This window comes from Flavobacterium sp. TC780, assembly GCF_056783245.1.
Genome location: NZ_JBXBAV010000081.1, coordinates 14,956 through 40,149, shown reverse-complemented (window position 1 = coordinate 40,149; position 25,194 = coordinate 14,956). Strand labels below are relative to the sequence as shown.

Below are 25,194 nucleotides of genomic sequence, written 5' to 3'. Positions count from 1 at the left end.
TGGTATTTAGTCACAGTATTCAGTTGTAGAATTCACTCGCAATGGAACTTGAAACAAAGAAAACTTGAAACAAACAAATAAATAGAAGATGAAATTAGATATATTAGCTTTTGGAGCACATCCAGATGATGTAGAATTGGGTTGTGCTGGTACAATATTAAAAGAGATTTCTTTAGGGAAAAAAGTAGGGATTGTTGATTTAACTAGAGGAGAGTTAGGAACGCGTGGATCAGCTGAGCTTAGAGATCTTGAAGCCGCTGCAGCTGCAAATATATTAGGTGTTTCTGTGCGTGAGAATTTAGCAATGCGAGATGGTTTTTTTGTAAATGACGAGGCGCATCAATTAGAGGTTATAAAAATGATTCGTAAGTACAAACCAGAGATTGTATTATGTAATGCAATCGATGATCGCCATATAGATCATGGAAAAGGGAGTAAATTGGTTTCTGATGCTTGTTTTTTATCTGGGTTAATGAAGATAGAAACTATTCTTAATGGACAGCAACAAACAGCATGGCGTCCTAAGGTTGTGTATCATTATATTCAGTGGAAAAATATAGAGCCAGACTTTGTGGTGGACATTACAGGATTCACTGAAAAGAAAATAGAATCAATTTTAGCGTATGGATCACAGTTTTATGATGCGAATTCTAAAGAACCGGCTACTCCGATAACGAGTAAGAACTTCCTTGAAAGCTTAAATTATCGTGCGCAAGACTTAGGAAGGTTAGTTGGGGTTGATTTTGCAGAAGGTTTCACTGTTGAAAGATGTTTGGCTATCAATAGTTTAGGAAATTTGTTATAAAAAAGATGAAATTTTTTCGCTTTTTTGTTTGTAGAAGTGAACTTTAGTAGTATCTTTGCCACCGCTAAGCAAATGGTGGTTGTAGCTCAGCTGGTTAGAGCATCGGTTTGTGGTACCGAGGGTCGCCGGTTCGAACCCGGTCATCCACCCAAGAAGCAAAAGCCTCGAATTTATTCGAGGCTTTTTTTGTGGAATAAAGTTTCGTGAAAATGGATCAGGTGTAAAAGGGATCAAACGGATCAGGTGCAAAAGGGATCAGGTGCAAAAGTTGGGTATTAGGCAAAAAGATTAGACAATCTGAATAAAAAGAAATCTACATTTCTCACTCCCTTAAATTGAGATCTAAAAGCTTTTGTTTGGATCAAACGAAAAAGTTAGGGATTATTCAAAAAGATTGGATGATTTGTTTTGTGTCATCAGTATCAAGTTGGATAAGAGAAGAGGGTGAGTTATTTTTATTAATGGAGGTGGTGATTAAATATTGGGTATGTGGATTGTGTAGTAGTGGTTGATCTGTGAGTTTTATTTGGGTTGGGTTGATGTTTTGATTGTGTCTTCTTTATGTGAAATAGGATTGAAACAATCTAGTTGAGACTTGGGGTAATTGGGTTTAGAAGTATGTCTTGTTGAATTGGAATTAGAGTAGAAGTTATTTGTAAGTGGTTATTATATAGTAGTCGCTTATTTTATGTCCTTATATATATAGGAGTAATATACGACTATACTATATAGGAGAGGTTTTTTGAGGAGCTATTACCTGCTATCCGTTTCAATCTTGCCCTTTCTAAAGAAAAAAGGGCAAGGATTTCCACTGCTATCAGGGCTAGGAGGGGTAGAAACAGGGTAAAGCGCTATATAAATTCAACGACAATAATAACATAGCGTTGCGCCTTTGTGTCTTTGCGAGAAACATAGCAAAAACAAGGAAAGAGGATGCTACCCCGAAGAAAAACCTCATAAAACATAAAAATCGCTAAGTTGTAAAATCAAAGTTATCAATGCATTAAGAAATAAAGATAAAATAAGTTTAAAAATGCGATTAAAAAGTATTGTTTATCTAGAAAAAGGTGGTAGTTTTGCACCCGCAACAACGACAAACGTTCTTTAAAATACTGACAAGCAAACGAATTAAAGTAGAAAATTTATTTTCTAAAAAGATTTAAAAAAAGCTTGTGAGTTTGGAAAACGAAAGTTACATTTGCACCCCGCAAAACAACGGAAGTTCCTTGACATGCTGCTAAGAAAAACGAAGAAAACGAGAAAGAAAATTTCTTAAAAAAAACTTCAAAAAAATCTTGCCAGTTAAAAAGGAGTTCCTTACTTTTGCACCCGCTTTGAGAAACAAGCGACACAAAAAATAAGTAGACAAGTTCTTAGACATATTGAATTGACAGCCGTTTTGAAAGAGATTTCAAAACAAAGAATAAAGAGTAATAGAATCGCAAGATTTGAATATAACCGATAGAATCTGAAGTCGCAATATAATATAAAAATATACGATGAAGAGTTTGATCCTGGCTCAGGATGAACGCTAGCGGCAGGCTTAACACATGCAAGTCGAGGGGTATGCTTCTTCGGGAGCAGAGACCGGCGCACGGGTGCGTAACGCGTATGCAATCTACCTTTTACAGAGGGATAGCCCAGAGAAATTTGGATTAATACCTCATAGTATTATGAAATGGCATCATTTTATAATTAAAGTCACAACGGTAAAAGATGAGCATGCGTCCCATTAGCTAGTTGGTAAGGTAACGGCTTACCAAGGCTACGATGGGTAGGGGTCCTGAGAGGGAGATCCCCCACACTGGTACTGAGACACGGACCAGACTCCTACGGGAGGCAGCAGTGAGGAATATTGGACAATGGGCGCAAGCCTGATCCAGCCATGCCGCGTGCAGGATGACGGTCCTATGGATTGTAAACTGCTTTTATACAGGAAGAAACCCTGGTTCGTGAACCAGCTTGACGGTACTGTAAGAATAAGGATCGGCTAACTCCGTGCCAGCAGCCGCGGTAATACGGAGGATCCAAGCGTTATCCGGAATCATTGGGTTTAAAGGGTCCGTAGGCGGTTTAATAAGTCAGTGGTGAAAGCCCATCGCTCAACGGTGGAACGGCCATTGATACTGTTAAACTTGAATTATTAGGAAGTAACTAGAATATGTAGTGTAGCGGTGAAATGCTTAGAGATTACATGGAATACCAATTGCGAAGGCAGGTTACTACTAATATATTGACGCTGATGGACGAAAGCGTGGGTAGCGAACAGGATTAGATACCCTGGTAGTCCACGCCGTAAACGATGGATACTAGCTGTTGGGAGCAATCTCAGTGGCTAAGCGAAAGTGATAAGTATCCCACCTGGGGAGTACGTTCGCAAGAATGAAACTCAAAGGAATTGACGGGGGCCCGCACAAGCGGTGGAGCATGTGGTTTAATTCGATGATACGCGAGGAACCTTACCAAGGCTTAAATGTAGTTTGACCGATTTGGAAACAGATTTTTCGCAAGACAAATTACAAGGTGCTGCATGGTTGTCGTCAGCTCGTGCCGTGAGGTGTCAGGTTAAGTCCTATAACGAGCGCAACCCCTGTTGTTAGTTGCCAGCGAGTCATGTCGGGAACTCTAACAAGACTGCCAGTGCAAACTGTGAGGAAGGTGGGGATGACGTCAAATCATCACGGCCCTTACGCCTTGGGCTACACACGTGCTACAATGGCCGGTACAGAGAGCAGCCACTGGGCGACCAGGAGCGAATCTATAAAACCGGTCACAGTTCGGATCGGAGTCTGCAACTCGACTCCGTGAAGCTGGAATCGCTAGTAATCGGATATCAGCCATGATCCGGTGAATACGTTCCCGGGCCTTGTACACACCGCCCGTCAAGCCATGGAAGCTGGGGGTGCCTGAAGTCGGTGACCGCAAGGAGCTGCCTAGGGTAAAACTGGTAACTAGGGCTAAGTCGTAACAAGGTAGCCGTACCGGAAGGTGCGGCTGGAACACCTCCTTTCTAGAGCCCTATATGTTAGCATTTATGCACGTTGGGGAAAGAAGACGAAAGATATTAAAGGTTTCATTTCTATAGATTATATTACTCTGCTGTTAGTTCAAATAATAAATTTAAGTAAAAACAGAGTCTCGTAGCTCAGCTGGTTAGAGTACTACACTGATAATGTAGGGGTCGGCAGTTCGAGTCTGCCCGGGACTACTTTTTAAAGTTATAAATTATAAATTATGAATTGTAAATTATAAATTAAAAAGACTGAATTATTTAAAAAGGAAATTCTAGGGTTGAGACCTTATGAGCTGAAAATTCATAACTCATAACTAATAACTCATTACTAAAATTTGGGGGATTAGCTCAGCTGGCTAGAGCGCCTGCCTTGCACGCAGGAGGTCAACGGTTCGACTCCGTTATTCTCCACAGATCAATCCCTACAAGGGTGCGATAAAAGTTCATTGACATATTGAGATAAGAAAATAATAAAAAGTAGAAAGCGTTTTTATTAGTGATAATAAAAACAAAAAAAAACGGTCATATTAAATTATGATTGGTACAATAAGCAAAATAAGGGCGTATGGGGGATGCCTTGGCTCTCAGAGGCGATGAAAGGCGTGATAAGCTGCGAAAAGTTACGGGGATCGGCACACACGACTTGATCCGTAAATACCTGAATGGGGCAACCCACTATGTTGAAGACATAGTACACCGATAGGTGGGCAAACCCGCTGAACTGAAACATCTAAGTAGGCGGAGGAGAAGAAAACAAAAGTGATTCCGTAAGTAGTGGCGAGCGAACGCGGATTAGCCCAAACCAATGTTGTTACGGCAATGTTGGGGTTGTAGGACCACGATATTTGTTGCACAAAGAATTAGAATCTACTGGAAAGTAGAACCAAAGAGGGTGATAGTCCCGTATAGGTAATGAGTGTAAATGATAGTGGTATCCTGAGTAGGGCGGGACACGTGAAATCCTGTCTGAATTTGGCGGGACCATCCGCTAAGGCTAAATACTCCTGAGAGACCGATAGTGAACCAGTACCGTGAGGGAAAGGTGAAAAGAACCGTGAATAACGGAGTGAAATAGATCCTGAAACCATACGCTTACAAGCGGTCGGAGCCCTTTCGTGGGGTGACGGCGTGCCTTTTGCATAATGAGCCTACGAGTTAACGTTGCTGGCAAGGATAAGTGGTTAAGCCACGGATCCGTAGCGAAAGCGAGTCTGAATAGGGCGCTTTAGTCAGTAGTGTTAGACGCGAAACCGTGTGATCTACCCATGGGCAGGTTGAAGCTGTGGTAACACACAGTGGAGGACCGAACCGGTTGACGTTGAAAAGTCTTCGGATGACCTGTGGGTAGGGGTGAAAGGCCAATCAAACTCGGAAATAGCTCGTACTCCCCGAAATGCATTTAGGTGCAGCGTTGTGCATAAAGTTATATAGAGGTAGAGCTACTGATTGGATGCGGGGGCTTCACCGCCTACCAATTCCTGACAAACTCCGAATGCTATATAATGTTTCACAACAGTGAGGGCTTGGGTGCTAAGGTCCAAGTCCGAGAGGGAAAGAACCCAGACCATCAGCTAAGGTCCCCAAATATATGTTAAGTTGAAAGAACGAGGTTTGTCTGCCCAGACAGCTAGGATGTTGGCTTGGAAGCAGCCATTCATTTAAAGAGTGCGTAACAGCTCACTAGTCGAGCGGACGAGCATGGATAATAATCGGGCATAAACATATTACCGAAGCTATGGATTTACAGTTTACTGTAAGTGGTAGGGGAGCATTCTAACAGGGTTGAAGGTGTGTCGTAAGGCATGCTGGACTGGTTAGAAAAGAAAATGTAGGCATAAGTAACGATAATGCGGGCGAGAAACCCGCACACCGAAAAACTAAGGTTTCCACAGCTATGCTAATCAGCTGTGGGTTAGTCTGGTCCTAAGGCGAACCCGAAAGGGACAGTCGATGGCTAACGGGTTAATATTCCCGTACTACTAATTACTGTGATGGGGTGACGGAGTGATGAAAGCGCCGCGAACTGACGGAATAGTTCGTTGAAGTACCTACCTATAAGATCTGCAGGCAAATCCACAGATTTTGGGGAAATACGATAGTACTCGGAGACTTCGGTTGAAGAGATAGTGCGCCTAAGGGCTTCCAAGAAAAACCTCTAAACTTCAGGTAATTAGTACCAGTACCGTAAACCGACACAGGTAGTTGAGGAGAGAATCCTAAGGTGCTCGAGAGATTCATGGCTAAGGAATTAGGCAAAATAGACCTGTAACTTCGGGAGAAAGGTCGCCAGCAGCAATGCTGGCCGCAGTGAAGAGGTCCAGGCGACTGTTTATCAAAAACACAGGGCTCTGCAAAATCGTAAGATGAAGTATAGGGCCTGACACCTGCCCGGTGCTGGAAGGTTAAGAGGAGATGTTATCTTCGGAGAAGCATTGAATTGAAGCCCCAGTAAACGGCGGCCGTAACTATAACGGTCCTAAGGTAGCGAAATTCCTTGTCGGGTAAGTTCCGACCTGCACGAATGGTGTAACGATCTGGACACTGTCTCAGCCATGAGCTCGGTGAAATTGTAGTAGCGGTGAAGATGCCGCTTACCCGCAGTGGGACGAAAAGACCCTGTGCACCTTTACTATAGCTTAGTATTGACCTTGGATAAATGATGTGTAGGATAGGTTGGAGACTGTGAAGTGGCGTCGCTAGGCGTTGTGGAGTCATTGTTGAAATACAACCCTTTGTTTATCTGAGGCCTAACCCCGTTATGCGGGGGACATTGCTTGGTGGGTAGTTTGACTGGGGTGGTCGCCTCCAAAAGAGTAACGGAGGCTTCTAAAGGTTCCCTCAGTACGCTTGGTAACCGTGCGTAGAGTGCAATGGCATAAGGGAGCTTGACTGAGAGACATACAGGTCGATCAGGTACGAAAGTAGAGCATAGTGATCCGGTGGTTCCGCATGGAAGGGCCATCGCTCAAAGGATAAAAGGTACGCCGGGGATAACAGGCTGATCTCCCCCAAGAGCTCATATCGACGGGGGGGTTTGGCACCTCGATGTCGGCTCGTCACATCCTGGGGCTGGAGAAGGTCCCAAGGGTTGGGCTGTTCGCCCATTAAAGTGGCACGCGAGCTGGGTTCAGAACGTCGTGAGACAGTTCGGTCTCTATCTACTGTGGGCGCAAGAAATTTGAGTGGATCTGATTCTAGTACGAGAGGACCGAATTGGACAAACCTCTAGTGTATCTGTTGTTCCGCCAGGAGCACCGCAGAGTAGCTACGTTTGGAAGGGATAAGCGCTGAAAGCATATAAGCGCGAAACCCACCACAAGATGAGATTTCTTTTAAGGATCGTGGGAGATGACCACGTTGATAGGCTATAGATGTAAAGGCAGTAATGTCATAGTCGAGTAGTACTAATAATCCGTAAGCTTATGTACACCTTTTCCCCACACTACGGTGTGGGGGAGAAACTTTCTAAATTGTTTTATGTTTCTTTATCTCAGTGTGTTAAGATATTCTTTAATTGATAATTAATAATTTATAATTAACAATTAAAAAGTTGCCTAAAGCAACTAACGACCTTAAGGTGGTTATTGCGGCGGGGCTCACCTCTTCCCATCCCGAACAGAGAAGTTAAGCCCGCCTGCGCAGATGGTACTGCAGTTATGTGGGAGAGTATGTCGTCGCCTTTCTTTAAAATCCTCATCATGAATTTGATGAGGATTTTTTTTTGTCGCAATAACTTTTTAGCATGATTCCTTCATAAGAATGGATCAGGTGCAAAAGTTGGGGATTAAGCAAAAAGATTAGACAATCTGAATAAAAAGAAATCTACATTTCTCACTCCTCTAAATTGAGATCTAAATGCTTTTATTTTTGCATTAAAAGATTCTGCTGAAGCATTTGTACTTCTATTATCAAAATAGTTTAATATTGATTGGTAATTGAAAGTTATGGTATTGAGCAAAATATTAAAGTTTTTAAAACCTGATTCCTCTACATTTTTATACCAATGTGCCAATTTGGTTATGGCAATATGTTTGTCATTATTGTTATTGTAAATTCCTCGAAGTTGTTGATTTAGATTGTAAGCTGTTTTTATATCAGGATATAATTCAAATATCATATGTGCTCTTTCTTTTTGGTTTTGCGTCCATTTTTCACGAGATTTATAAAGCAGATACCTGCTTCTGGCTAATAGCTGTTTTACAGAATCTCCGTTGGGCAAAAGCTGGGGGATGTATGTTTTGTTTTCTGATTTTGCCTGTATGATCAATTGATTTTCAAAATCCATTGCTTCCCATCGATGCTTGATTCTAATTTCTTGTAATGCTTCCAAGGCTAATTTTTGGACATGGAATCTGTCGGTGACTTGTATGGCTTTAGGAAAGCATCTCTTTGAGATTAATTTCATAGAATTAGCCATATCAAGTGTTATTTCCTTGACAAAGGATCTCTTGCTCTGATCGATTTTACAGATATGTTCTATAACTTGTTCAGCTTTGGTTCCGGCAACAATAGCTACTAAAGAACCTTTTTTACCTTTGAATTTCTTATTGGTTAAAATGGTATAAAGTTCACCCTGGGACAACGCTACTTCGTCAATGGATAAATGTGTACCCATATTTTCAGGGTAAACAATCCACTGGTGCGCATGTTCGCGTGGAGCCCAGTTAGTAAAGGAACTTAGGTGTTTTTTGTATTGCCTTTGAAGTTTTTTACCGTCCACTCCAAAGAAGCCTCCGATGGTATGGCAATCTGTAGGGCTATTATCGATTAATTTCTTTTAAAAAAGCCGCAAACTCTTGAGTCATGCGCGTTCCTTTGGCTACTAAAGTCCAGTCTCTTTTGATAATTTCTCCGGTGCTTTTATTAGTCCAACGACGTCTTTTGATATGTAAATACACAAACTTGCCTCTTAGAGGAAAATCCTGAATGGTAATCTCATCGAGAAAACCTTTGGACACCAGTTCAAATGAATTAAACTCTTGTGGCGGCTTTATTTTTTCTTCAAAATAGAGATGTAATACTTCTTCCGTGTGACTGGTAGAAACTACTTCAAAATGTTCTACTAAAAAATCAGGAAGCATAAATTTTAAAAGATCTATAGGAGTCATATCAAATTCTTAGATTGCAAATTTCTAATTTTATTTTGACATTTCTCCCCAGGTTTTGTTCTTGATCCTTTTAAAATTATATTAATTTATAAACTAAATTATCTTTATTGCTTTGTAATTTAATGACATTACTTTCAGAAACGATATTTTTTTCAATGAGTAAACGTGCAGTTAAATGTCAAATCATTGATTTTGATTCCTAATTTTAATTGTATTCCTCGATTTAAAGATTAATGCTCTGAATTGGTCTACTCGTGCTTCAATGATTGTTTGATGGAATAAATGTATATGTATTGGATGAAGTGTTTATTGATGTATTAAACTCTGTTCTTGTCAATTTGTTCAAAAAATGAATCCTTATAAGTAGCTCCAATGGGTAATTCTTTTGCATTGATGAAAACTGATAAGCTATCTGTTGATTCGATTTGTTTAAGGGAAATTACATATGATTTATGTATCTGAATAAAATTATTTCCTGGAAGTGATTCTATTATATTTTTTAAAGATGAATGTGTGACAATTTGTTGTTTTGCGGTATGAATGCAAACATAATTCTGTAGACTTTCTATATATAAAATATCATCTAAAAATAACTTATGAAATTTATTTTTACCGTCAGTTTTTATAAAAATAAAATCAGAAGAGTTATTGTTTGAGGTTTCTGTTTTTGAATTGGAATTTAATTTAGAAACTGCTTGATAAAAACGTTCAAAAGCAATGGGTTTCAGTAAGTAATCAACGGCATTCAATTCAAATCCTTCTAAAGCAAAATCTGGATATGCAGTTGTAAAAATAACTTTTATATCTTTTGAAATTATTTTTGAAATCTGTAAGCCTGTTAATTGAGGCATTTGTATGTCTAAAAAAATAACATCAACTGCTTGTGTGTTTAAAAATTCTAATGCTTTTAATGAATTATTAAAAACAGCAGTTTTTTCAAGAAAATGAACTTTACTAATGTAATTTTCCAGAATACGTGTTGCAGGTGGTTCATCATCAACAATTATGCATTTAAAAGCCATAAATTATTTTTTTAGAGGTATTTTTAAGTAGGTTTTAAAGGTATTATTTTCTTCAGTTTTTTCAAGTATAAATTTACTTTTATACATGTATTCTAATCTTTTTGTTAAATTATCAAAACCTATCCCAGTTGAAGAATAATTCTCGCCTTCAACGATATGATTAAAAGTTAAGATCTCTAAAAAGTCTTCTTTTATTTTGATTGTAATAACAGCTTTTTCTTGCTCGGTATTGAATTTTCCATGTTTAAAAACATTCTCTACAAAATGAATTAAGGCTGATGAAATAATTTTTTCATTTGAATAATTTCCTTCAATAGTAAAATCTAAATACAACTGATCTTCAAATCGTTTTTTCTGTAAATGTATATAGTTCTGAATGAATTGAATTTCTTTGGACAGTATTGCTTCATCTTTGTCTGTTTCTGTAATAACATAACGAAGTAAATCGGAAAGTACTAAAACATCTGAAGCTATTTCATCATCTTTACCTATTAATTGACTGTAAAATGAATTTAAAGTATTAAATAGGAAATGCGGACTTACTTGAGATTTTAGCATTTGGAACTCTGCTTTTTTATTCTCTAAGAGTAACTCTTGGTTTTGTTTTTGTGTTTCTTGAAACTGCCAAATTAAAAAGATTAAAGAGCTCAGAATTACAGCTGGTAATCCAAAGAAAAAATTATCCCGAATGTAGTATGTTATTTTTCTTGTTGTTTCGGCATAATTATGAATCCCTGTAATTTGAAAAACAATGACTTCTTGTAAAAAGTAGCGTACCCCTGCGAACATTAGTAATGAAATAGGGATGCTTATTAAATACAGGAATATTTTTTTCCTTATTCAAAAACCAATTGCAAAAGGTGTAAAAATTTAGAAGATAAACGATGAAAATTGCTCCTATAAAACCCACATTGAATAAAAAATTGATTTTATTGAAAATGAATTCTATTTTTTGGTTGTTTATTCCAAAATCCCATAGGTTAAAGAGTAGAAATAATCCTAAAAAAAGAATGATATGGTAGTAAAACGGAATTTTCAGCTTCATAGTTAGGACTTTATTATTTCAAAAATACAACTATGACTTTGAAAGATAATTATATTTATACAAAACCTTTATTTCTCTGGATGAACTGCTGAAAATCGTACATGAATTTTTTTAAGGATAGATTCTAAACGTTTGTGATCTGAAATTTACTGTTTGTCAAAAAATAAAAATTCTTCTTAAACGCAACTCTATTTTTGTGATGAATTTAAAATTAATCATCATGAAAAAAATCTCTTTGTTGCTTGTCTTTTTAGTTGTATTCAGTAGTTCTTTTGCTCAAACTAAGAAGAAGCAAATCTTATTAATTGGAAGTTTCCATTTTGCAAATCCTGGACTTGACGTTGCCAAAGTCAATACTTTTAATGTTATGACAGATAAAAGTCAGAAGGAACTGGTAAATATTACTGATAAAATTGTAGAGTTTGGTCCGAATAAAATTTTTGTAGAATGGAATTATAAGAAACAGGATAAACTAGATGAGTTTTATGCAAAAAATACAGACAGTTTGCTTAATAAAAAGGCTGATGAAATAGTGCAATTAGCATTAAGATCTGCTAAAAAATTGGGGCATAAGAAACTTTTTGCGATAGATTATAATCAGACTTCTTTTCCTTATGATAGTTTATTGAAAGGGATGAAAGGAGCAAATCAGTTGGATTTATTAAAAAGTAATGAAATAGAAATGGTAAACTATGAGAAAACTCAAAACGAAAAAATTTCGAAATACAATTTAACTAAGCTTCTTTTGGATTTAAATTCAAATGAATCAATTAAGAACGATCTTGAATGGTACACTGGAATAGCTAATAGAGCTGGTAAAATTGACAATTTTTGGGTGCCTATTTGGTTTCAGAATGGTATCGAAGAAATCTTTATATGTATTCTTTAATTCAAAAGCTTATAGAGGCTAAAGATGATAGAATAATGGTTTTGTTGGGAGCAAGTCATGCGGGAATAATAAAAGAATTTGTTAAATATGATCCTAATTTTGAAATAATAGAATTGTCCACCATTTTAAAATAGATAGTAAGTAATCTAAAGTAAAAAAAAATCCTAAGCTTATGCTTAGGATTTTTATATATAATTATTTTCTTATTTGATTAAGAAAGTGCAGCTTTAACTTGGTCAGCAGCTTCTTGAAATTCAACAGCTGATAAAATTGGCATTCCAGAATTATCAATTAGTTCTTTTGCAATAGCAGCATTTGTACCTTGTAAACGAACAATGATTGGCACTTTAATAGCGTCTCCCATGTTTTTGTAAGCATCTACAACTCCTTGAGCAACACGGTCACAACGAACGATTCCTCCAAAGATATTGATTAATATAGCTTTTACATTTGGGTCTTTTAAAATGATACGGAAAGCAGTTTCAACACGTTTAGCATGAGCAGTACCACCTACGTCAAGGAAGTTTGCAGGTTCGAAACCAGCATACTTAATTAAATCCATAGTAGCCATTGCTAATCCAGCTCCGTTTACCATACATCCTACAGTACCGTCAAGATCTACATAGTTTAATCCTACTTCTTTTGCTTCAACTTCGATTGGGTTCTCCTCACGAATGTCACGCATTTCAGCATATTTCTTTTGTCTGTATAAAGCATTATCATCGATATTTACTTTAGCATCTACAGCCATGATTTTATTATCCGATGTTTTTAAAACTGGATTAATTTCAAACATAGAAGCATCAGAACCAATATATGCATTGTATAATGAGTCAATGAATTTAACCATTTCTTTAAATGCATTTCCAGAAAGACCTAAGTTAAAGGCAATTCTTCTTGCTTGAAAACCTTGTAATCCTACAGATGGATCAACTTCTTCTGTAAAAATTAAATGAGGAGTGTGTTCAGCAACTTCTTCGATATCCATACCACCTTCAGTAGAATACATGATCATGTTACGACCTGTACCTCTATTCAATAAAACAGAAACGTAAAATTCAGAAGTTTCACTTTCACCAGGATAGTAAACATCTTCAGCAACTAAAATTTTATTTACTTTTTTACCCTCAGCAGAAGTTTGAGGTGTAATCAATTGCATTCCGATGATTTGTTCAGCTATTTCTTCAACTTGTTGTAAGTTTTTAGCTAACTTAACTCCACCACCTTTTCCACGTCCACCTGCGTGAATTTGTGCTTTAATAACGTGCCATCCTGTACCAGTCTCAGCAGTTAATTGTTTTGCAGCAGCCACAGCTTCAACCGCATTATTAGCCACAATTCCGCGTTGAATGCGTACTCCGTAACTAGCTAAAATTTCTTTTCCTTGATATTCGTGTATGTTCATAATATAGAATTTGTCTGGTTCTGAATTAATTTCAGAATAAAAGTGGGACAAAAATAGCAAAAATCAACTTTAAAAAGAAATCTTTTTGGAATAAAAAGCAAGACTTATTTTGCTTTATGATTTCTTTAAAATTAATTAGAATTTTGAGTTAAATAATTGTGTAAGGAATGTTAATTTAAAGACACTATATCGTTTGAGTTTTAACATAAAATAGTGTAGATTTTGATGTATAACAGGGATTTTGTTCCTAAAGATGAAATTCGAATTATGATTTTGGCAATTCGGGGTGGGTTAAATAATGTTATTGATAATTTAGGATTGTTTTTCTAATATTACTATAAAAATGTAAGCGATACGCTTTATTTGATACATTATGTTTAACAGAATCTTTATTTTTGTAAAAAAAATATCAAGAATGAAAGTTAAAGAACAAGGGCTATATCTGCCCGAATTTGAACACGACAATTGTGGTGCAGGATTTATTTGTAATTTGAATGGTATTAAGTCTAACGACATCATTCATAAAGCATTGGATATCTTAATAAAATTGGAACATCGTGGTGCAGTTAGTTCTGATGGAAGAACTGGAGACGGTGCTGGAATTTTATTTGATATCCCACATGATTTTTTTAAGAAAGTTTGTGATTTTGAAATCCCTGAAACACGAGAGTATGGAGTAGGAATGGTTTTTTTACCTAAAAGTAAAAACCAAGTTGCATTTTGTATTAATGCATTCGAAACAACCATAAAAGAACAGAACCTTACTATTCTTGGCTGGAGAGACGTCCCAGTTGATGTAAATAGTTTAGGTGAAATTGCAGCAGAAAAAGAACCGACTGTTAAGCAGGTTTTTGTTGGCAAAAACGGGCAGAATCTAACAGAACAACAATTTAACGCTAAGTTATTTGCAGCAAGAAAAATAGCAGAACATGCTGTCAGAAATTCTAAAACTTCTGAGAGTCATATGTTTTATTTCTCTAGTTTATCTACAACAACAATTATATATAAAGGTTTGTTGATGCCAGAAGATATTAGTGGTTATTTTATCGATTTAAAAGATACTGATTTAGTAACACGTCTGGCGTTAGTACATCAACGTTTCTCTACAAATACATTCCCTTCTTGGGAGTTGGCTCAGCCATTTAGATATATGTGTCACAATGGTGAAATCAATACACTTCGCGGTAACATTAGCAGAATGAGAGCTCGTGAAGAATTGATGCAAAGTGATATTTTTGGAGAAGATATAAAAAAGTTGTTTCCTATTATTTTAGAAGGAAAATCAGATTCTGCTTCTATGGATATGGTAATTGAATTATTGTTAATGACAGGGAGATCATTACCAGAAGCTATGATGATGGTTGTGCCTGAAGCTTGGGAGAAACACCAAACGATGTCAGAAGATAAAAAAGCTTTTTATGAATATAATGCATGTATCATGGAACCTTGGGATGGTCCAGCTTCGATTCCGTTTACAGATGGAAATGTAATTGGTGCATTGCTTGATAGAAATGGGTTACGTCCTTCTCGTTATACATTAACAAAAAGTGGTTTTGTAATCATGTCATCAGAGATTGGTGTTCTTGATGTTAATCCAGAAGATGTAATTCAACACGGTCGTTTAGAGCCAGGAAAAATGTTCTTGGTTGATATGAATGAAGGTCGTATTATAGAAGATGATGAGATTAAAAATGCTATTGTAACTAAACGTCCTTATAGAGAATGGCTTAATAATAACTTATTACCATTAGCAAAAGTACCATATACTAATAATCCAACTCCTGTTGAAAAGATCGATTTTGAAACAAGACAAAGATTATTTGGTTATACAATCGAAGATTTAAAAACAATAATTAATCCAATGGGAGCTCAGGGTGCCGAAGCGATTAGTTCGATGGGTAATGATACACCATTGGCTGTATTGTCAGAGCAACCACAATTATTGTATAATTACTTCAAACAATTATTTGCACAAGTAACTAATCCACCTTTAGATGGTATTCGTGAAGAAATTATCACAGATATCAGTTTAGCGGTAGGAGGGGATTTTAATATTTTCGAAATTGAATCAAAACAATGTAAAAAATTAAAAATCCAAAATCCAGTTATCTCTAAAGAGGATTTAGATAAAATTAAAAATATAGATCACGCAGATTTCAAAACAGCAACTATTTCTACTTTATATAAAATAGAGAAAGGGGTAAATGGATTAGAGCGTGCTTTAGAAAAATGTGTTCAAGCAACTTACAAGGCGGTAAATGAAGGGCACAATATTATTATTCTTTCAGATAGAGGAGTAAGTAAAGAATTAGCACCAATACCAATGTTGTTGGCTTGTTCATATGTTCATCATTCATTGAATATTTTGCAGGTTCGTTCTAAATTCGGAATTATAATCGAATCGGCAGAACCTCGTGAGCCACATCATTTCGCTTTATTATTTGGTTATGGTGCTAGTGCTATTAATCCTTATATGGTAAACGAAATTATTCATAATCAGGTTGAGCAAGGTTTTATTACAGGAATAAAAGCCGATTATGCGATTGCTAATTATAATAAAGCTATTGCAAAAGGTATTCTTAAGATTATGAATAAAATAGGTATCTCTACATTACATTCGTATAGAGCAGCACAAATTTTTGAAATCTTAGGATTAAATAAAACATTTTCAACTAAATATTTTCCATACACACCATCTCGAATTGAAGGAATCGGTTTGATGGAAATAGAAAAAGAAGTTAAGAAAAGATACCAAAAAGCATTTCCAAATTCTAAAATTGCCAATTTATTGCCATTAGAAATTGGAGGTATTTACAGATGGAGAAGATCAGGTGAAAAGCATATGTTTAATCCAACGACTATTGCTAAATTACAGCAGGCAGTCCGTTTAAATAGTCCTGAAAGTTACAAAGAATATTCAGATATGGTCAATGAGCAAAGCTCAAACCTCATGACGATTAGAGGGTTGTTTGAATTCAATAATTTAGATCCAATTTCTATTGATGAAGTAGAACCTTGGACTGAGATTGTGAAAAAATTCAAAACAGGAGCGATGTCTTATGGATCTATTAGTAGAGAAGCACATGAGAATTTAGCAATTGCTATGAATAGAATTGGAGGAAAAGTAATTTCAGGAGAGGGAGGAGAAGATCCTAAACGTTTCCAGAAAGAAATTAATGGAGATTCTAGAAATAGTGCTATCAAACAAGTTGCTTCAGGAAGATTTGGTGTTTCGATCAATTACTTGACAAATGCCAAAGAGATTCAAATAAAAATGGCTCAAGGTGCAAAACCTGGAGAAGGAGGACAATTACCAGGTGAAAAAGTGGTGCCTTGGATTGCTGAAACTAGAAATTCAACACCATATGTAGGGCTTATTTCTCCACCACCTCACCATGATATTTATTCTATTGAAGATTTATCACAATTAATTTTCGATTTAAAAAATGCCAATCGTGAAGCGCGTGTAAACGTAAAATTAGTTTCAGAAGTTGGAGAGGGACAATCGCTGCTGGTGTTGCCAAAGCAAAAGCAGATGTGATTTTGATTTCTGGTTACGATGGAGGAACTGGTGCTGCACCATTAACATCTTTACAACATACAGGTATTCCTTGGGAACTTGGTTTGGCTGAAGCACAACAAACATTAATCTTAAATGATTTAAGAAGTCGTGTGGTTTTAGAATGTGATGGTCAGTTAAAAACAGGCCGTGACGTAGCTATTGCAGCTTTATTAGGAGCAGAAGAATTTGGTTTTGCAACTGCTCCGCTTGTAGCTTCAGGTTGTATCATGATGAGAGCTTGTCACTTAAATACATGTCCAGTTGGTATTGCTACACAGGATCCAGAACTAGAAAAGTATTTCAAAGGAACACCAGAGCATGTACGACTTCACGTAATTTGATTGCAGAGGAGTTAAGAGAAATCATGGCACAATTAGGATTCAGAACTTTAAAAGAAATGGTGGGGCAATCACAGAAATTAAATGTGAACAAAGCTATCAAACATTATAAAGCAAATGGATTAGACTTGTCTTCGATTCTTTACAAACCAGAAAAAGCAAAAACAGTTCCGAATCACAATACAACTACACAAGATCACGCTTTAGAAAACGTATTGGATTTTGCAATTATAAAAGAAGCAATTCCTTCTATTTATAAAAAAGAAAAAACAAGAGTTAATTTCAAAATTAAGAATACAGACCGTTCAGTGGGTGCAATTTTAAGTAATGAAATTTCAAAAATATATGGTGCACAAGGATTGCCTGAGGATACGATATTAGTTGATTTTGAAGGATCAGCAGGACAAAGTTTTGGAGCATTTGCTACAAACGGATTGTCATTTAAAATTCACGGAAACTGTAATGACTATTTAGGAAAAGGGCTTTCAGGAGGAAAACTGATTATTAAATTTCCACCAACAGCAACTTTCAAGCCTGAGGAGAATATTATTATTGGTAACGTTGCTCTCTATGGAGCTATTACTGGTGAAGCATACATTAATGGTATGGCGGGAGAACGTTTCTGTGTGAGAAATTCTGGAGCAACAGCCGTTGTAGAGGGAATTGGAGATCACGGTTGCGAATATATGACCGGAGGGACTGTTGTTATTTTAGGTAAAACCGGAAGAAATTTTGCTGCGGGTATGAGCGGTGGTGTTGCTTACGTTTATGACAAGGATAAAAGATTCGATTCGACTTTATGTAATATGGAGATGGTTGCATTTGATCCTTTAGAAGAAGATGATTTTATCAAGTTAAGACGTTTAATCAAGAACCATTCGTTATACACAAATAGTCCATTGGCAAAAAGACTTTTGGCAAACTGGGAAAACGAACAGGAACATTTCATCAAAGTAATGCCAACAGATTATAAAAAGGCATTACAAAGAATAGTAGAGGAAAAGCAAATCGAAGAATTAATAGCTGATTAAAAGGTTCTGAGTTACAAAGGTGCAGAGGTACTAAGTTTGAGTTTTTCAACTCACTTCTCACAACTAAATTTAATAAAAATATCATGGGTAAGATAGGTGGATTTAAAGAATATAATAGAGCAGACGAAAGTAATATTGCTGTTAAGGAGCGTATATCAAACTATAATGAGTTTACGATAACCTTAGAAAAAGATAAGATTAAAGAACAAGGTTCAAGATGTATGGATTGTGGTATTCCGTTTTGTCACAGTGCATGTCCGTTAGGAAATTTAATTCCAGATTTTAACGACATGGTTCATCAGGAAGAATGGGAGAGTGCATTAAAAATTTTGCAATCAACAAATAACTTTCCAGAATTTACAGGTCGTTTATGTCCAGCACCATGTGAGAAATCATGCGTGTTAGGAATTATCAAAGAACCAGTTGCGATTGAAAATATCGAAAAAAATATTATCGAAAGAGGTTTTGCTGAAGGTTGGATTAAACCACAACCGCCAAAAAAGAGAACAGGAAAAACAGTTGCAGTTATTGGTTCAGGTCCTGCAGGTTTGGCAGCGGCACAACAATTAAACAGAGCTGGACATACAGTTACTGTTTTTGAAAGAGACAATGCAATAGGCGGATTATTGCGTTATGGAATTCCTAATTTTAAATTAGAAAAAGGAATTATCGACAGACGTATAGTAATATTAGAAGCTGAAGGAATTGTTTTTAAAACCAATGTAAATGTTGGGGTAGATTATAGTATCGAAGAACTAAATGCATTCGATTCGATTGTTTTATGTGGAGGAGCAACTGAAAGAAGAAGCTTGCCAACAAAAGGAATCGAAAGCAAAGGAGTTGTTCAGGCAATGGATTTCTTAACACAACAAACTAAAGTTTTATTTGGAGAAGAAATTCCAAACCAAATAAAAGCTACAGGCAAAGATGTTATTGTTATTGGAGGGGGAGATACAGGATCAGATTGTATCGGGACTTCAAACAGACACGGAGCAAAATCGGTTACTAATTTTGAGATCTTGCCAAAACCACCAGTTGGAAGAAGCGAATCTACGCCTTGGCCATTTTGGCCGTTGCAGTTAAAGACATCATCTTCTCATGAAGAAGGTTGTGATAGAAACTGGTTAATTAACACCAAAGAGTTTCTTGCAAACGAAAAAGGAGAATTAGTAGGTTTGAAAACTGTTGAAGTAGCATGGAAAATGACAGCAGGACAACGACCAGAACTTATCGAAAAAGAAGGTTCAGAGAAAATATGGCCTTGTGATCTTGCATTATTAGCGCTTGGATTTACAGGACCAGAAAAAACATTAAGCGATCAATTAGGTTTGCAGTTGGATATGAGAAGCAATTACAAAGCGACAAATTATCAAACTAATGTACCACATATTTTTACAGCTGGTGATATGCGCAGAGGACAATCCTTAATTGTTTGGGCAATTTCAGAAGGCCGTGAGGCAGCAAGAGAAGTAGATTTATATTTAATGGGATCTACAAATTTACCAACAAAAGGAAGCGGGGACTTACCAAGTCTATAAACCAACAAACAACACAACGAAAAGAAACCCTTGAATAATTGCATTCAAGGGTTTCTGCTTTTAGTTTATAAGGCACTAATTCACTACTATTTAAGGGGTTTTTTATAAAAAAAAGATAGTAACTTAGTATCTTAGAACCTTCGCAAGTAAAAGGGTTTTAAATAAATTTAAAATAACGCATAAATTGTTTGATTTTAAACAAATTGTTATAATTTGTTATTATTTTACATTTTATTGGTGGATATACAAAAGAGTAATAAATTTGTCAAAAATAGTTTAACAATGCAATCAAAAGATTTACTGCAATTAGCAGACCAATTTGGAAGTCCATTATATGTGTATGATGCTGAAAAAATCCAATCACAATACAACAGGTTAACTAAAGCGTTCTCTAAAGTAGAACATCTTAGAATTAACTATGCCATGAAGGCTTTGTCAAATGTTGCCATACTTCAGTTGTTAAAGGATATGGGGTCTGGATTAGACACAGTATCTATTCAAGAAGTATTATTAGGACTTCATGCTGGATACGAGCCTGAAAGAATTTTTTATACACCAAATGGAGTTTCTTTAGAAGAAATTGAAGAAGTTGCTGCAATGGGTGTACAAATAAACATTGACAATTTATCTATTCTGGAGCAATTCGGAACTAAATATCCAAATACACCAGTTTGTATTCGTATTAATCCGCATGTAATGGCAGGAGGAAATGCAAATATTTCTGTAGGACATATTGATAGTAAATTCGGAATTTCGGTACATCAAATACCGCATTTATTGCGAATTGTTGAAAATACAAAAATGAGTATTGTGGGAATTCACATGCACACAGGATCAGATATTTTGGATATCGAAGTATTCTTGTATGCTGCAGAACTTATTCGATACAGCTAAAAACTTCAAAAATTTAGAGTTTTTGGATTTTGGAAGCGGTTTCAAAGTGCCATACAAAAAAGATGATATCGAAACAGATATTGAAGAATTAGGTAAGAAATTATCAAAAAGATTCAACTCTTTCTGTGCAGAATATGGTAAAGATTTAACCTTAATTTTCGAACCAGGTAAATTTTTAGTGAGTGAAGCAGGATTCTTTTTAGCAAAAGTAAATGTTGTAAAACAAACAACATCAACTGTTTTTGCTGGAATCGATAGTGGTTTTAACCACTTAATTCGTCCAATGTTATATGGATCTTCTCACCATATCGAAAACATCTCAAATCCAAAAGGAAAAGAGCGTTTTTATTCAGTAGTAGGATACATTTGCGAAACAGATACGTTTGCTAACAACCGTAGAATCGCACAAATTACCGAAGGTGATATTTTATCTTTCAGAAATGCAGGAGCATATTGTTTCTCAATGGCTTCTAACTATAATTCAAGATACAAACCAGCCGAAGTTTTATGGATGAATGGTCAAGGAATATTAATTCGCCAAGCCGAAACATTCGAAGACCTTCTTAAAAATCAAATTCCGTTGCCACAAGAAGTTGCTGCAGCAGTTTAAAATAAAAAAAATGTCAATTATAGAAATCCCATTCCCGAAAGGTGAATGGGATTTTTTTGTTTCATATTGACTCCAACTGTCAGGCAGTGTAGAGTTAAAGCCTCATTGCAATTATGTCTTTACAGAAAAGACATAATTGGAGTGTAATCTTTAGTCAACCAGTTTAATTGCGAAACTCACTGAACTCATCTAAAAATAAATGTATTATGAGGTAATCCTTCATGCGTAATAGAAAACTAATTAATAATTTGTGAGTATTATTTTATATTTTAGCTATAAACTGATATGTAAATATTAATTAATTTATTGATATACTATAAAGTTAGATGTCTCAAGAAAATAGATGAAATTATGATAGATAAATTAAAAGAGTTTAAAATAAGTAAAGATGAAATAGAAAAATTAAAAAATTTTAGATCAAGAGATGGTTTTATAATACTAGAGGATAATGAGTTTAATAATATGCAAAGCTATTTTGACCAATTTCCAGTTTATAAAAACATTACGGCGATATTGACTGATGGAAATTCAAACTATTGGTGTGTATATGTTGATACTACTATGAAAGGAATGGTTTGTTATTTGTGTCATGATGAATTAAATTTAGAGCCAAAGTTTAGAAGCATTTCAAATCTTATTGATGCAATTGAAAATAATTTTGATGTATTCGATTTTGATGATTTTAATGAAAACCATTTTGAGTTTCCTGTGACAAAAGAGATTGCGGAGTTTCCTTAGCGAAGTGGGCTTATTGAGGAACTTTTTACCAAGCTAAAAATAGAAACTGACGAGGATTGTATGCAACAATTAGCATTTATGATTATGGCTTTAAGTTTGAATGATGAAATTGAAACCAATATTTATCCCTTTTTAGATGATGAAAATATGTACATTCAAGAACGGGCGATACAGCTTTTAGGTTTTCACAGATATAAGCCAGCAAGAGAGAAATTAATAGAACTAAAGACTACGGCAATGCCAAATGGGAAATATGCAGCTAAACTTGCATTGGGAAAGATTAATTCCAATAATTAAAGAATAGAAAGTAATAGATTTAGTTTTTAATGTAATTTTTGTTATCTAAAAAGGGCAACTAATAGAGCTGTTTTTAAAATAATTTGTAAGTGTTTTTATATTTTAGCTAGTTAGAAACTAGAAATTTATTAGACTTAACATAGTCTAACAATGCAAAACACAGAATTAGATACATGAAAATTAGAATTTTAACAATTATTGTAATCGCTTTTATCTCTTGCTAAAAAGAAGAAAAATTACAAAACGAAAAAGTTGAAAACTATGAACTCCTTTGAAACAATTTATGATTTTTCATCTGGAGATGGAATCAAAAAAATCTGGATATTATTTATACCAGTTGGTATTTTTCTATTTTTAAAATTTATTTTATTCTTGATTGAAAACGATGAGGAAGAAAACTTATTTAAAGATCCTGAACACCAAAAAAATAAGATAAAAATATTCCAGTATGTATCGATATTCTTTTTTTTATTATTCTCATTCTTATTTGGTTACGAGTATTACAAAACAAATGATTTATACAATAATGCCAAACTACAAACTGAAGGATTTGTTACAAAATTTCATCCAATGCCATCTGGCGGTCATGATAGTGAAAGATTTATTGTTAATGGAGTAGAATTTGAATATTCAGATTTTGATATATCTGGGTTTGGATACAATAATGCTAAGTCGCATGGAGGAGCAATAGACGAAAATAAATATGTAAGGATAGATTATATTAAAGAAAAGAAAGGAAATCAAATTTTGAAATTAGAAGTAAGAAAGTAAAGGATAGCCGAGGCCTCCCTACTTCGTAGAGACCACAATGAAACATAGCAAGAATTAAAAAGAATATAGGAATGGGTACGAAGTTGGGAGACTTCATAATAATCGATATTTCTCATTTTAAAGGTAAAGTTTTGCACACAATCTTGTCATTTCGACGTAAGGAGACTCGAGCGATAGCGAACAGACGAAGTAATCTTCGCAAGAAACTCCATAAAGTATATTAAATATATTGTAAGTAAAATCTCTAATAAAAATGATTTAACTTTAGCGAAAAATATATTTAATGGAATTACAAGGAGGCTATCATACTTACTATATATACATAATAACAAATATATCTAAAACAGTTTTTTATACTGGGGTTACAAATAATTTGAGAATTCGGTTAAGTCAACACGAAGAAAATAACGCAAATGGAAATAAAACTTTTGCGTCAAAGTATAATGTTACATACTTACTATATTATGAAAAGTTTACTTGGATTCAAGAAGCAATTGCTCGTGAAAAAGAAGTAAAAGGCTGGCGCAGGGAAAAGAAAATTGAATTGATAAAAACAATGAATCCAAATTTGGACTTTTTGAATTATTTATTTGCATAATTTGTAAGCAAATTTTATATGAATTTTTCAATCTTTGTAGAGTTTCTTGTGAAGATTTACTTCGTCTGTTCGCTATCGCTCGAGTCTCCTTGCGTCGAAATGACAAGATTGCGGATATTGGGACTTGAAATTTAATATTTTGGACGTCTCTACACTGAAAAGTCTCCCGACTTAGTAGCGACAACAGTAGTTAAAATAAAAATAAAAATAAAAATATATGAGAAATAGGATTCGGGGATCTCTTATAGAGTAAATTTGACAATCCATGCCTGCACAAATTTTTAACCATCATTTATCAAACTTAAATTAATCAAAGCTTCATTTTTAATTTGTATTTTCGGGAAACTAAAAAATTAAAAAACAAAATAACAAATGGGATTTGGTTCTAATGTTAGTTTTTATGATGTCTTAGGTTTAAGTAAGAATATTTTAGCTTTTTGTAGACAAAATAAAATCAATAATGGATATTAAAAAAACAGGGAGAATATTCTTTTATCTTCATACTACGGGAAATGATTCATTAAAAGTAACTCAAGGACTTTCAAGTATTCAGGCTTTTTTTGTGTTGGCAGTTCTTGCCATTTTTAAAAAAGTTTTATTTCCCAGTTTACATATTACTATACTTTTTTTATTTCCTTTTTTTGTTATAATTAGTTTGACTATTAATTATTTCAACTATAAAATATATAAAAAGCATATAAAAGATTTTACTATAGAATGGAATAAGGAAACAAAAAAGAATAAAATAATATATAAAATCAGCAATGTAGTATTTGTAATTTTTATTTTTTCAATTTGTATCTGTATTTTAAAATACTTGGATGACTAATTTGAATATCTCTTATAGAGTAAATTTGACAATCCATGCCTGCAAACAAATTTTTAACCATCATTTATCAAACTTAAATTAATCAAAGCTTCATTTTTAATTTGTATTTTCGGCAAACTAAAAAATTAAAAAATGAAATTACAAATCCGTATTCTAATCTATTCAATATTATTTTTCACCTATAGTTTTTCAACTTCATATTTGCTGGCATTGGGCGAAAAATTAAAAGATCATAGATTTATAACTTTAGGTTGCGGTTTTCTTCTTATCAATCTAATTTTCTCTTTTTTGGTATTAAAATGGAAACCTTTATTAAATATAGTGTACTCTGCTATAATTGCATTTTTAGCTTTATACGTAGCATTGAAGATTGGAGATTTGCATTTATTTCCAAAATATGATTCTTATGGGGTTAAAACTGCATTAATGGCTAATGCTTTTTTATCTATATTGTTTTGGGAAATTGCTTATCAAATAAAAATGAAGAGAGAATCTAAAATCTAATATTTGTATTTATTAAAATAATATTGTGCTAAAATCAGATGGATTTTTATAAATAGTAAATGCTCTAATCTGACCAAGTTTTTATAGCTATCGCGGAGGAGGTTATTCTGAAATTGAAAGTTTCTGCTTCTTAAATTTAAAATCGAGTTACTACTTATCTGAATCAATCTAAAACAGATATATTTGCACTTTAAAAT

General features: G+C 34.8%; 13 protein-coding genes, 3 tRNA genes, 3 rRNA genes and 3 pseudogenes. 17 read left to right on the top strand and 5 right to left on the bottom strand.

From position 1 onward, the window contains the following. Positions 1-88 precede the first annotated feature (88 nt). From bshB1 to rrf, 7 genes are all read left to right on the top strand, one after another. Positions 89-805 (top strand): bacillithiol biosynthesis deacetylase BshB1, encoded by a 717-nt coding sequence (gene bshB1 / locus AC1RYN_RS07855; RefSeq protein WP_481806520.1) that lies wholly within the window; start codon positions 89-91, stop codon positions 803-805. 75 nt (positions 806-880) lie between these two features. Beyond that, positions 881-954 (top strand) — tRNA-His (locus tag AC1RYN_RS07850). A gap of 1,347 nt (positions 955-2,301) precedes the next feature. Beyond that, positions 2,302-3,815, top strand: a 16S ribosomal RNA gene (locus AC1RYN_RS07845). A gap of 124 nt (positions 3,816-3,939) precedes the next feature. After that, positions 3,940-4,013 (top strand) — tRNA-Ile (locus AC1RYN_RS07840). 142 nt (positions 4,014-4,155) lie between these two features. Beyond that, positions 4,156-4,229 (top strand) — tRNA-Ala (locus tag AC1RYN_RS07835). A 133-nt stretch (positions 4,230-4,362) separates the two neighbouring features. Next, a 23S ribosomal RNA gene (locus AC1RYN_RS07830) occupies positions 4,363-7,246 on the top strand. A gap of 145 nt (positions 7,247-7,391) precedes the next feature. After that, a 5S ribosomal RNA gene (gene rrf, locus AC1RYN_RS07825) occupies positions 7,392-7,501 on the top strand. Together the 16S, 23S and 5S rRNA genes with 2 tRNA genes alongside form the textbook arrangement of a ribosomal RNA operon. 101 nt (positions 7,502-7,602) lie before the next feature. On the opposite strand, the gene AC1RYN_RS07820 is transcribed toward rrf, so the two are convergent. The 4 genes from AC1RYN_RS07820 to AC1RYN_RS07805 form a co-directional block, all read right to left on the bottom strand. Further along, positions 7,603-8,538 carry an ISAon1 family transposase gene (locus tag AC1RYN_RS07820; RefSeq protein ID WP_481806519.1) on the bottom strand — a complete coding sequence of 312 codons (936 nt, stop codon included), beginning with the start codon at positions 8,536-8,538 and terminating at the stop codon, positions 7,603-7,605. 40 nt (positions 8,539-8,578) lie between these two features. After that, positions 8,579-8,926 (bottom strand): ISAon1 family transposase N-terminal region protein, encoded by a 348-nt coding sequence (locus AC1RYN_RS07815; protein ID WP_481806518.1) that lies wholly within the window; start codon positions 8,924-8,926, stop codon positions 8,579-8,581. A gap of 317 nt (positions 8,927-9,243) precedes the next feature. Further along, positions 9,244-9,948 (bottom strand): LytR/AlgR family response regulator transcription factor, encoded by a 705-nt coding sequence (locus AC1RYN_RS07810; protein WP_481806517.1) that lies wholly within the window; start codon positions 9,946-9,948, stop codon positions 9,244-9,246. A 3-nt stretch (positions 9,949-9,951) separates the two neighbouring features. After that, positions 9,952-10,737 (bottom strand): sensor histidine kinase, encoded by a 786-nt coding sequence (locus AC1RYN_RS07805; RefSeq protein ID WP_481806516.1) that lies wholly within the window; start codon positions 10,735-10,737, stop codon positions 9,952-9,954. 455 nt (positions 10,738-11,192) lie between these two features. Here AC1RYN_RS07805 and AC1RYN_RS07800 point away from each other — a divergent pair. Next, positions 11,193-12,016, top strand: a pseudogene (locus AC1RYN_RS07800) (DUF5694 domain-containing protein). Between the two features lie 77 nt (positions 12,017-12,093). Here the strand turns inward: AC1RYN_RS07800 and sucC are convergent. Then, positions 12,094-13,287: an ADP-forming succinate--CoA ligase subunit beta gene (gene sucC, locus AC1RYN_RS07795; protein WP_481806515.1), complete on the bottom strand. Its 1,194-nt coding sequence runs from the start codon at positions 13,285-13,287 to the stop codon at positions 12,094-12,096. A gap of 415 nt (positions 13,288-13,702) precedes the next feature. Here sucC and gltB point away from each other — a divergent pair. The 9 genes and pseudogenes from gltB to AC1RYN_RS07750 all read left to right on the top strand — a co-directional run bounded on the left by gltB (position 13,703) and on the right by AC1RYN_RS07750 (position 24,997). Then, a pseudogene (gene gltB / locus AC1RYN_RS07790) lies at positions 13,703-18,218 on the top strand (glutamate synthase large subunit). 83 nt (positions 18,219-18,301) lie between these two features. Further along, entirely contained in the window at positions 18,302-19,756 is a 1,455-nt protein-coding gene (locus AC1RYN_RS07785; protein ID WP_481806514.1) for a glutamate synthase subunit beta, read from the top strand. Between the two features lie 282 nt (positions 19,757-20,038). Beyond that, positions 20,039-21,260: pseudogene (gene lysA / locus AC1RYN_RS07780) on the top strand (diaminopimelate decarboxylase). Between the two features lie 351 nt (positions 21,261-21,611). Beyond that, positions 21,612-21,998, top strand: a complete 387-nt coding sequence (locus tag AC1RYN_RS07775) for a hypothetical protein (protein WP_481806513.1) — start codon at positions 21,612-21,614, stop codon at positions 21,996-21,998. 60 nt (positions 21,999-22,058) lie between these two features. After that, positions 22,059-22,295, top strand: a complete 237-nt coding sequence (locus AC1RYN_RS07770) for a HEAT repeat domain-containing protein (RefSeq protein WP_481806512.1) — start codon at positions 22,059-22,061, stop codon at positions 22,293-22,295. Positions 22,296-22,556: 261 nt separating this feature from the next. Next, positions 22,557-23,066 carry a hypothetical protein gene (locus AC1RYN_RS07765; protein ID WP_481806511.1) on the top strand — a complete coding sequence of 170 codons (510 nt, stop codon included), beginning with the start codon at positions 22,557-22,559 and terminating at the stop codon, positions 23,064-23,066. Between the two features lie 283 nt (positions 23,067-23,349). Beyond that, positions 23,350-23,664, top strand: a complete 315-nt coding sequence (locus AC1RYN_RS07760) for a GIY-YIG nuclease family protein (protein WP_481806510.1) — start codon at positions 23,350-23,352, stop codon at positions 23,662-23,664. A 460-nt stretch (positions 23,665-24,124) separates the two neighbouring features. Continuing rightward, complete coding sequence (locus tag AC1RYN_RS07755) at positions 24,125-24,493, top strand: hypothetical protein (RefSeq protein ID WP_481806509.1); 369 nt, start codon at positions 24,125-24,127, stop codon at positions 24,491-24,493. Between the two features lie 132 nt (positions 24,494-24,625). After that, a complete protein-coding gene (locus tag AC1RYN_RS07750; protein ID WP_481806508.1) occupies positions 24,626-24,997 on the top strand; it encodes a hypothetical protein in 372 nt (123 codons plus the stop codon). The last annotated feature ends 197 nt before the right edge of the window (positions 24,998-25,194 follow it).

Excerpts from the sequence above, each read along its gene's own strand:
- bshB1 (WP_481806520.1), top strand. The coding sequence starts at position 89 with ATGAAATTAGATATATTAGCTTTTGGAGCACATCCAGATGATGTAGAA.
- AC1RYN_RS07815 (WP_481806518.1), bottom strand. The coding sequence starts at position 8,926 with ATGACTCCTATAGATCTTTTAAAATTTATGCTTCCTGATTTTTTAGTA.
- AC1RYN_RS07810 (WP_481806517.1), bottom strand. The coding sequence starts at position 9,948 with ATGGCTTTTAAATGCATAATTGTTGATGATGAACCACCTGCAACACGT.
- AC1RYN_RS07805 (WP_481806516.1), bottom strand. The coding sequence starts at position 10,737 with ATGTTCGCAGGGGTACGCTACTTTTTACAAGAAGTCATTGTTTTTCAA.
- sucC (WP_481806515.1), bottom strand. The coding sequence starts at position 13,287 with ATGAACATACACGAATATCAAGGAAAAGAAATTTTAGCTAGTTACGGA.
- AC1RYN_RS07785 (WP_481806514.1), top strand. The coding sequence starts at position 18,302 with ATGGGTAAGATAGGTGGATTTAAAGAATATAATAGAGCAGACGAAAGT.
- AC1RYN_RS07775 (WP_481806513.1), top strand. The coding sequence starts at position 21,612 with ATGATAGATAAATTAAAAGAGTTTAAAATAAGTAAAGATGAAATAGAA.
- AC1RYN_RS07770 (WP_481806512.1), top strand. The coding sequence starts at position 22,059 with ATGCAACAATTAGCATTTATGATTATGGCTTTAAGTTTGAATGATGAA.
- AC1RYN_RS07765 (WP_481806511.1), top strand. The coding sequence starts at position 22,557 with ATGAACTCCTTTGAAACAATTTATGATTTTTCATCTGGAGATGGAATC.
- AC1RYN_RS07760 (WP_481806510.1), top strand. The coding sequence starts at position 23,350 with ATGGAATTACAAGGAGGCTATCATACTTACTATATATACATAATAACA.
- AC1RYN_RS07755 (WP_481806509.1), top strand. The coding sequence starts at position 24,125 with ATGGATATTAAAAAAACAGGGAGAATATTCTTTTATCTTCATACTACG.
- AC1RYN_RS07750 (WP_481806508.1), top strand. The coding sequence starts at position 24,626 with ATGAAATTACAAATCCGTATTCTAATCTATTCAATATTATTTTTCACC.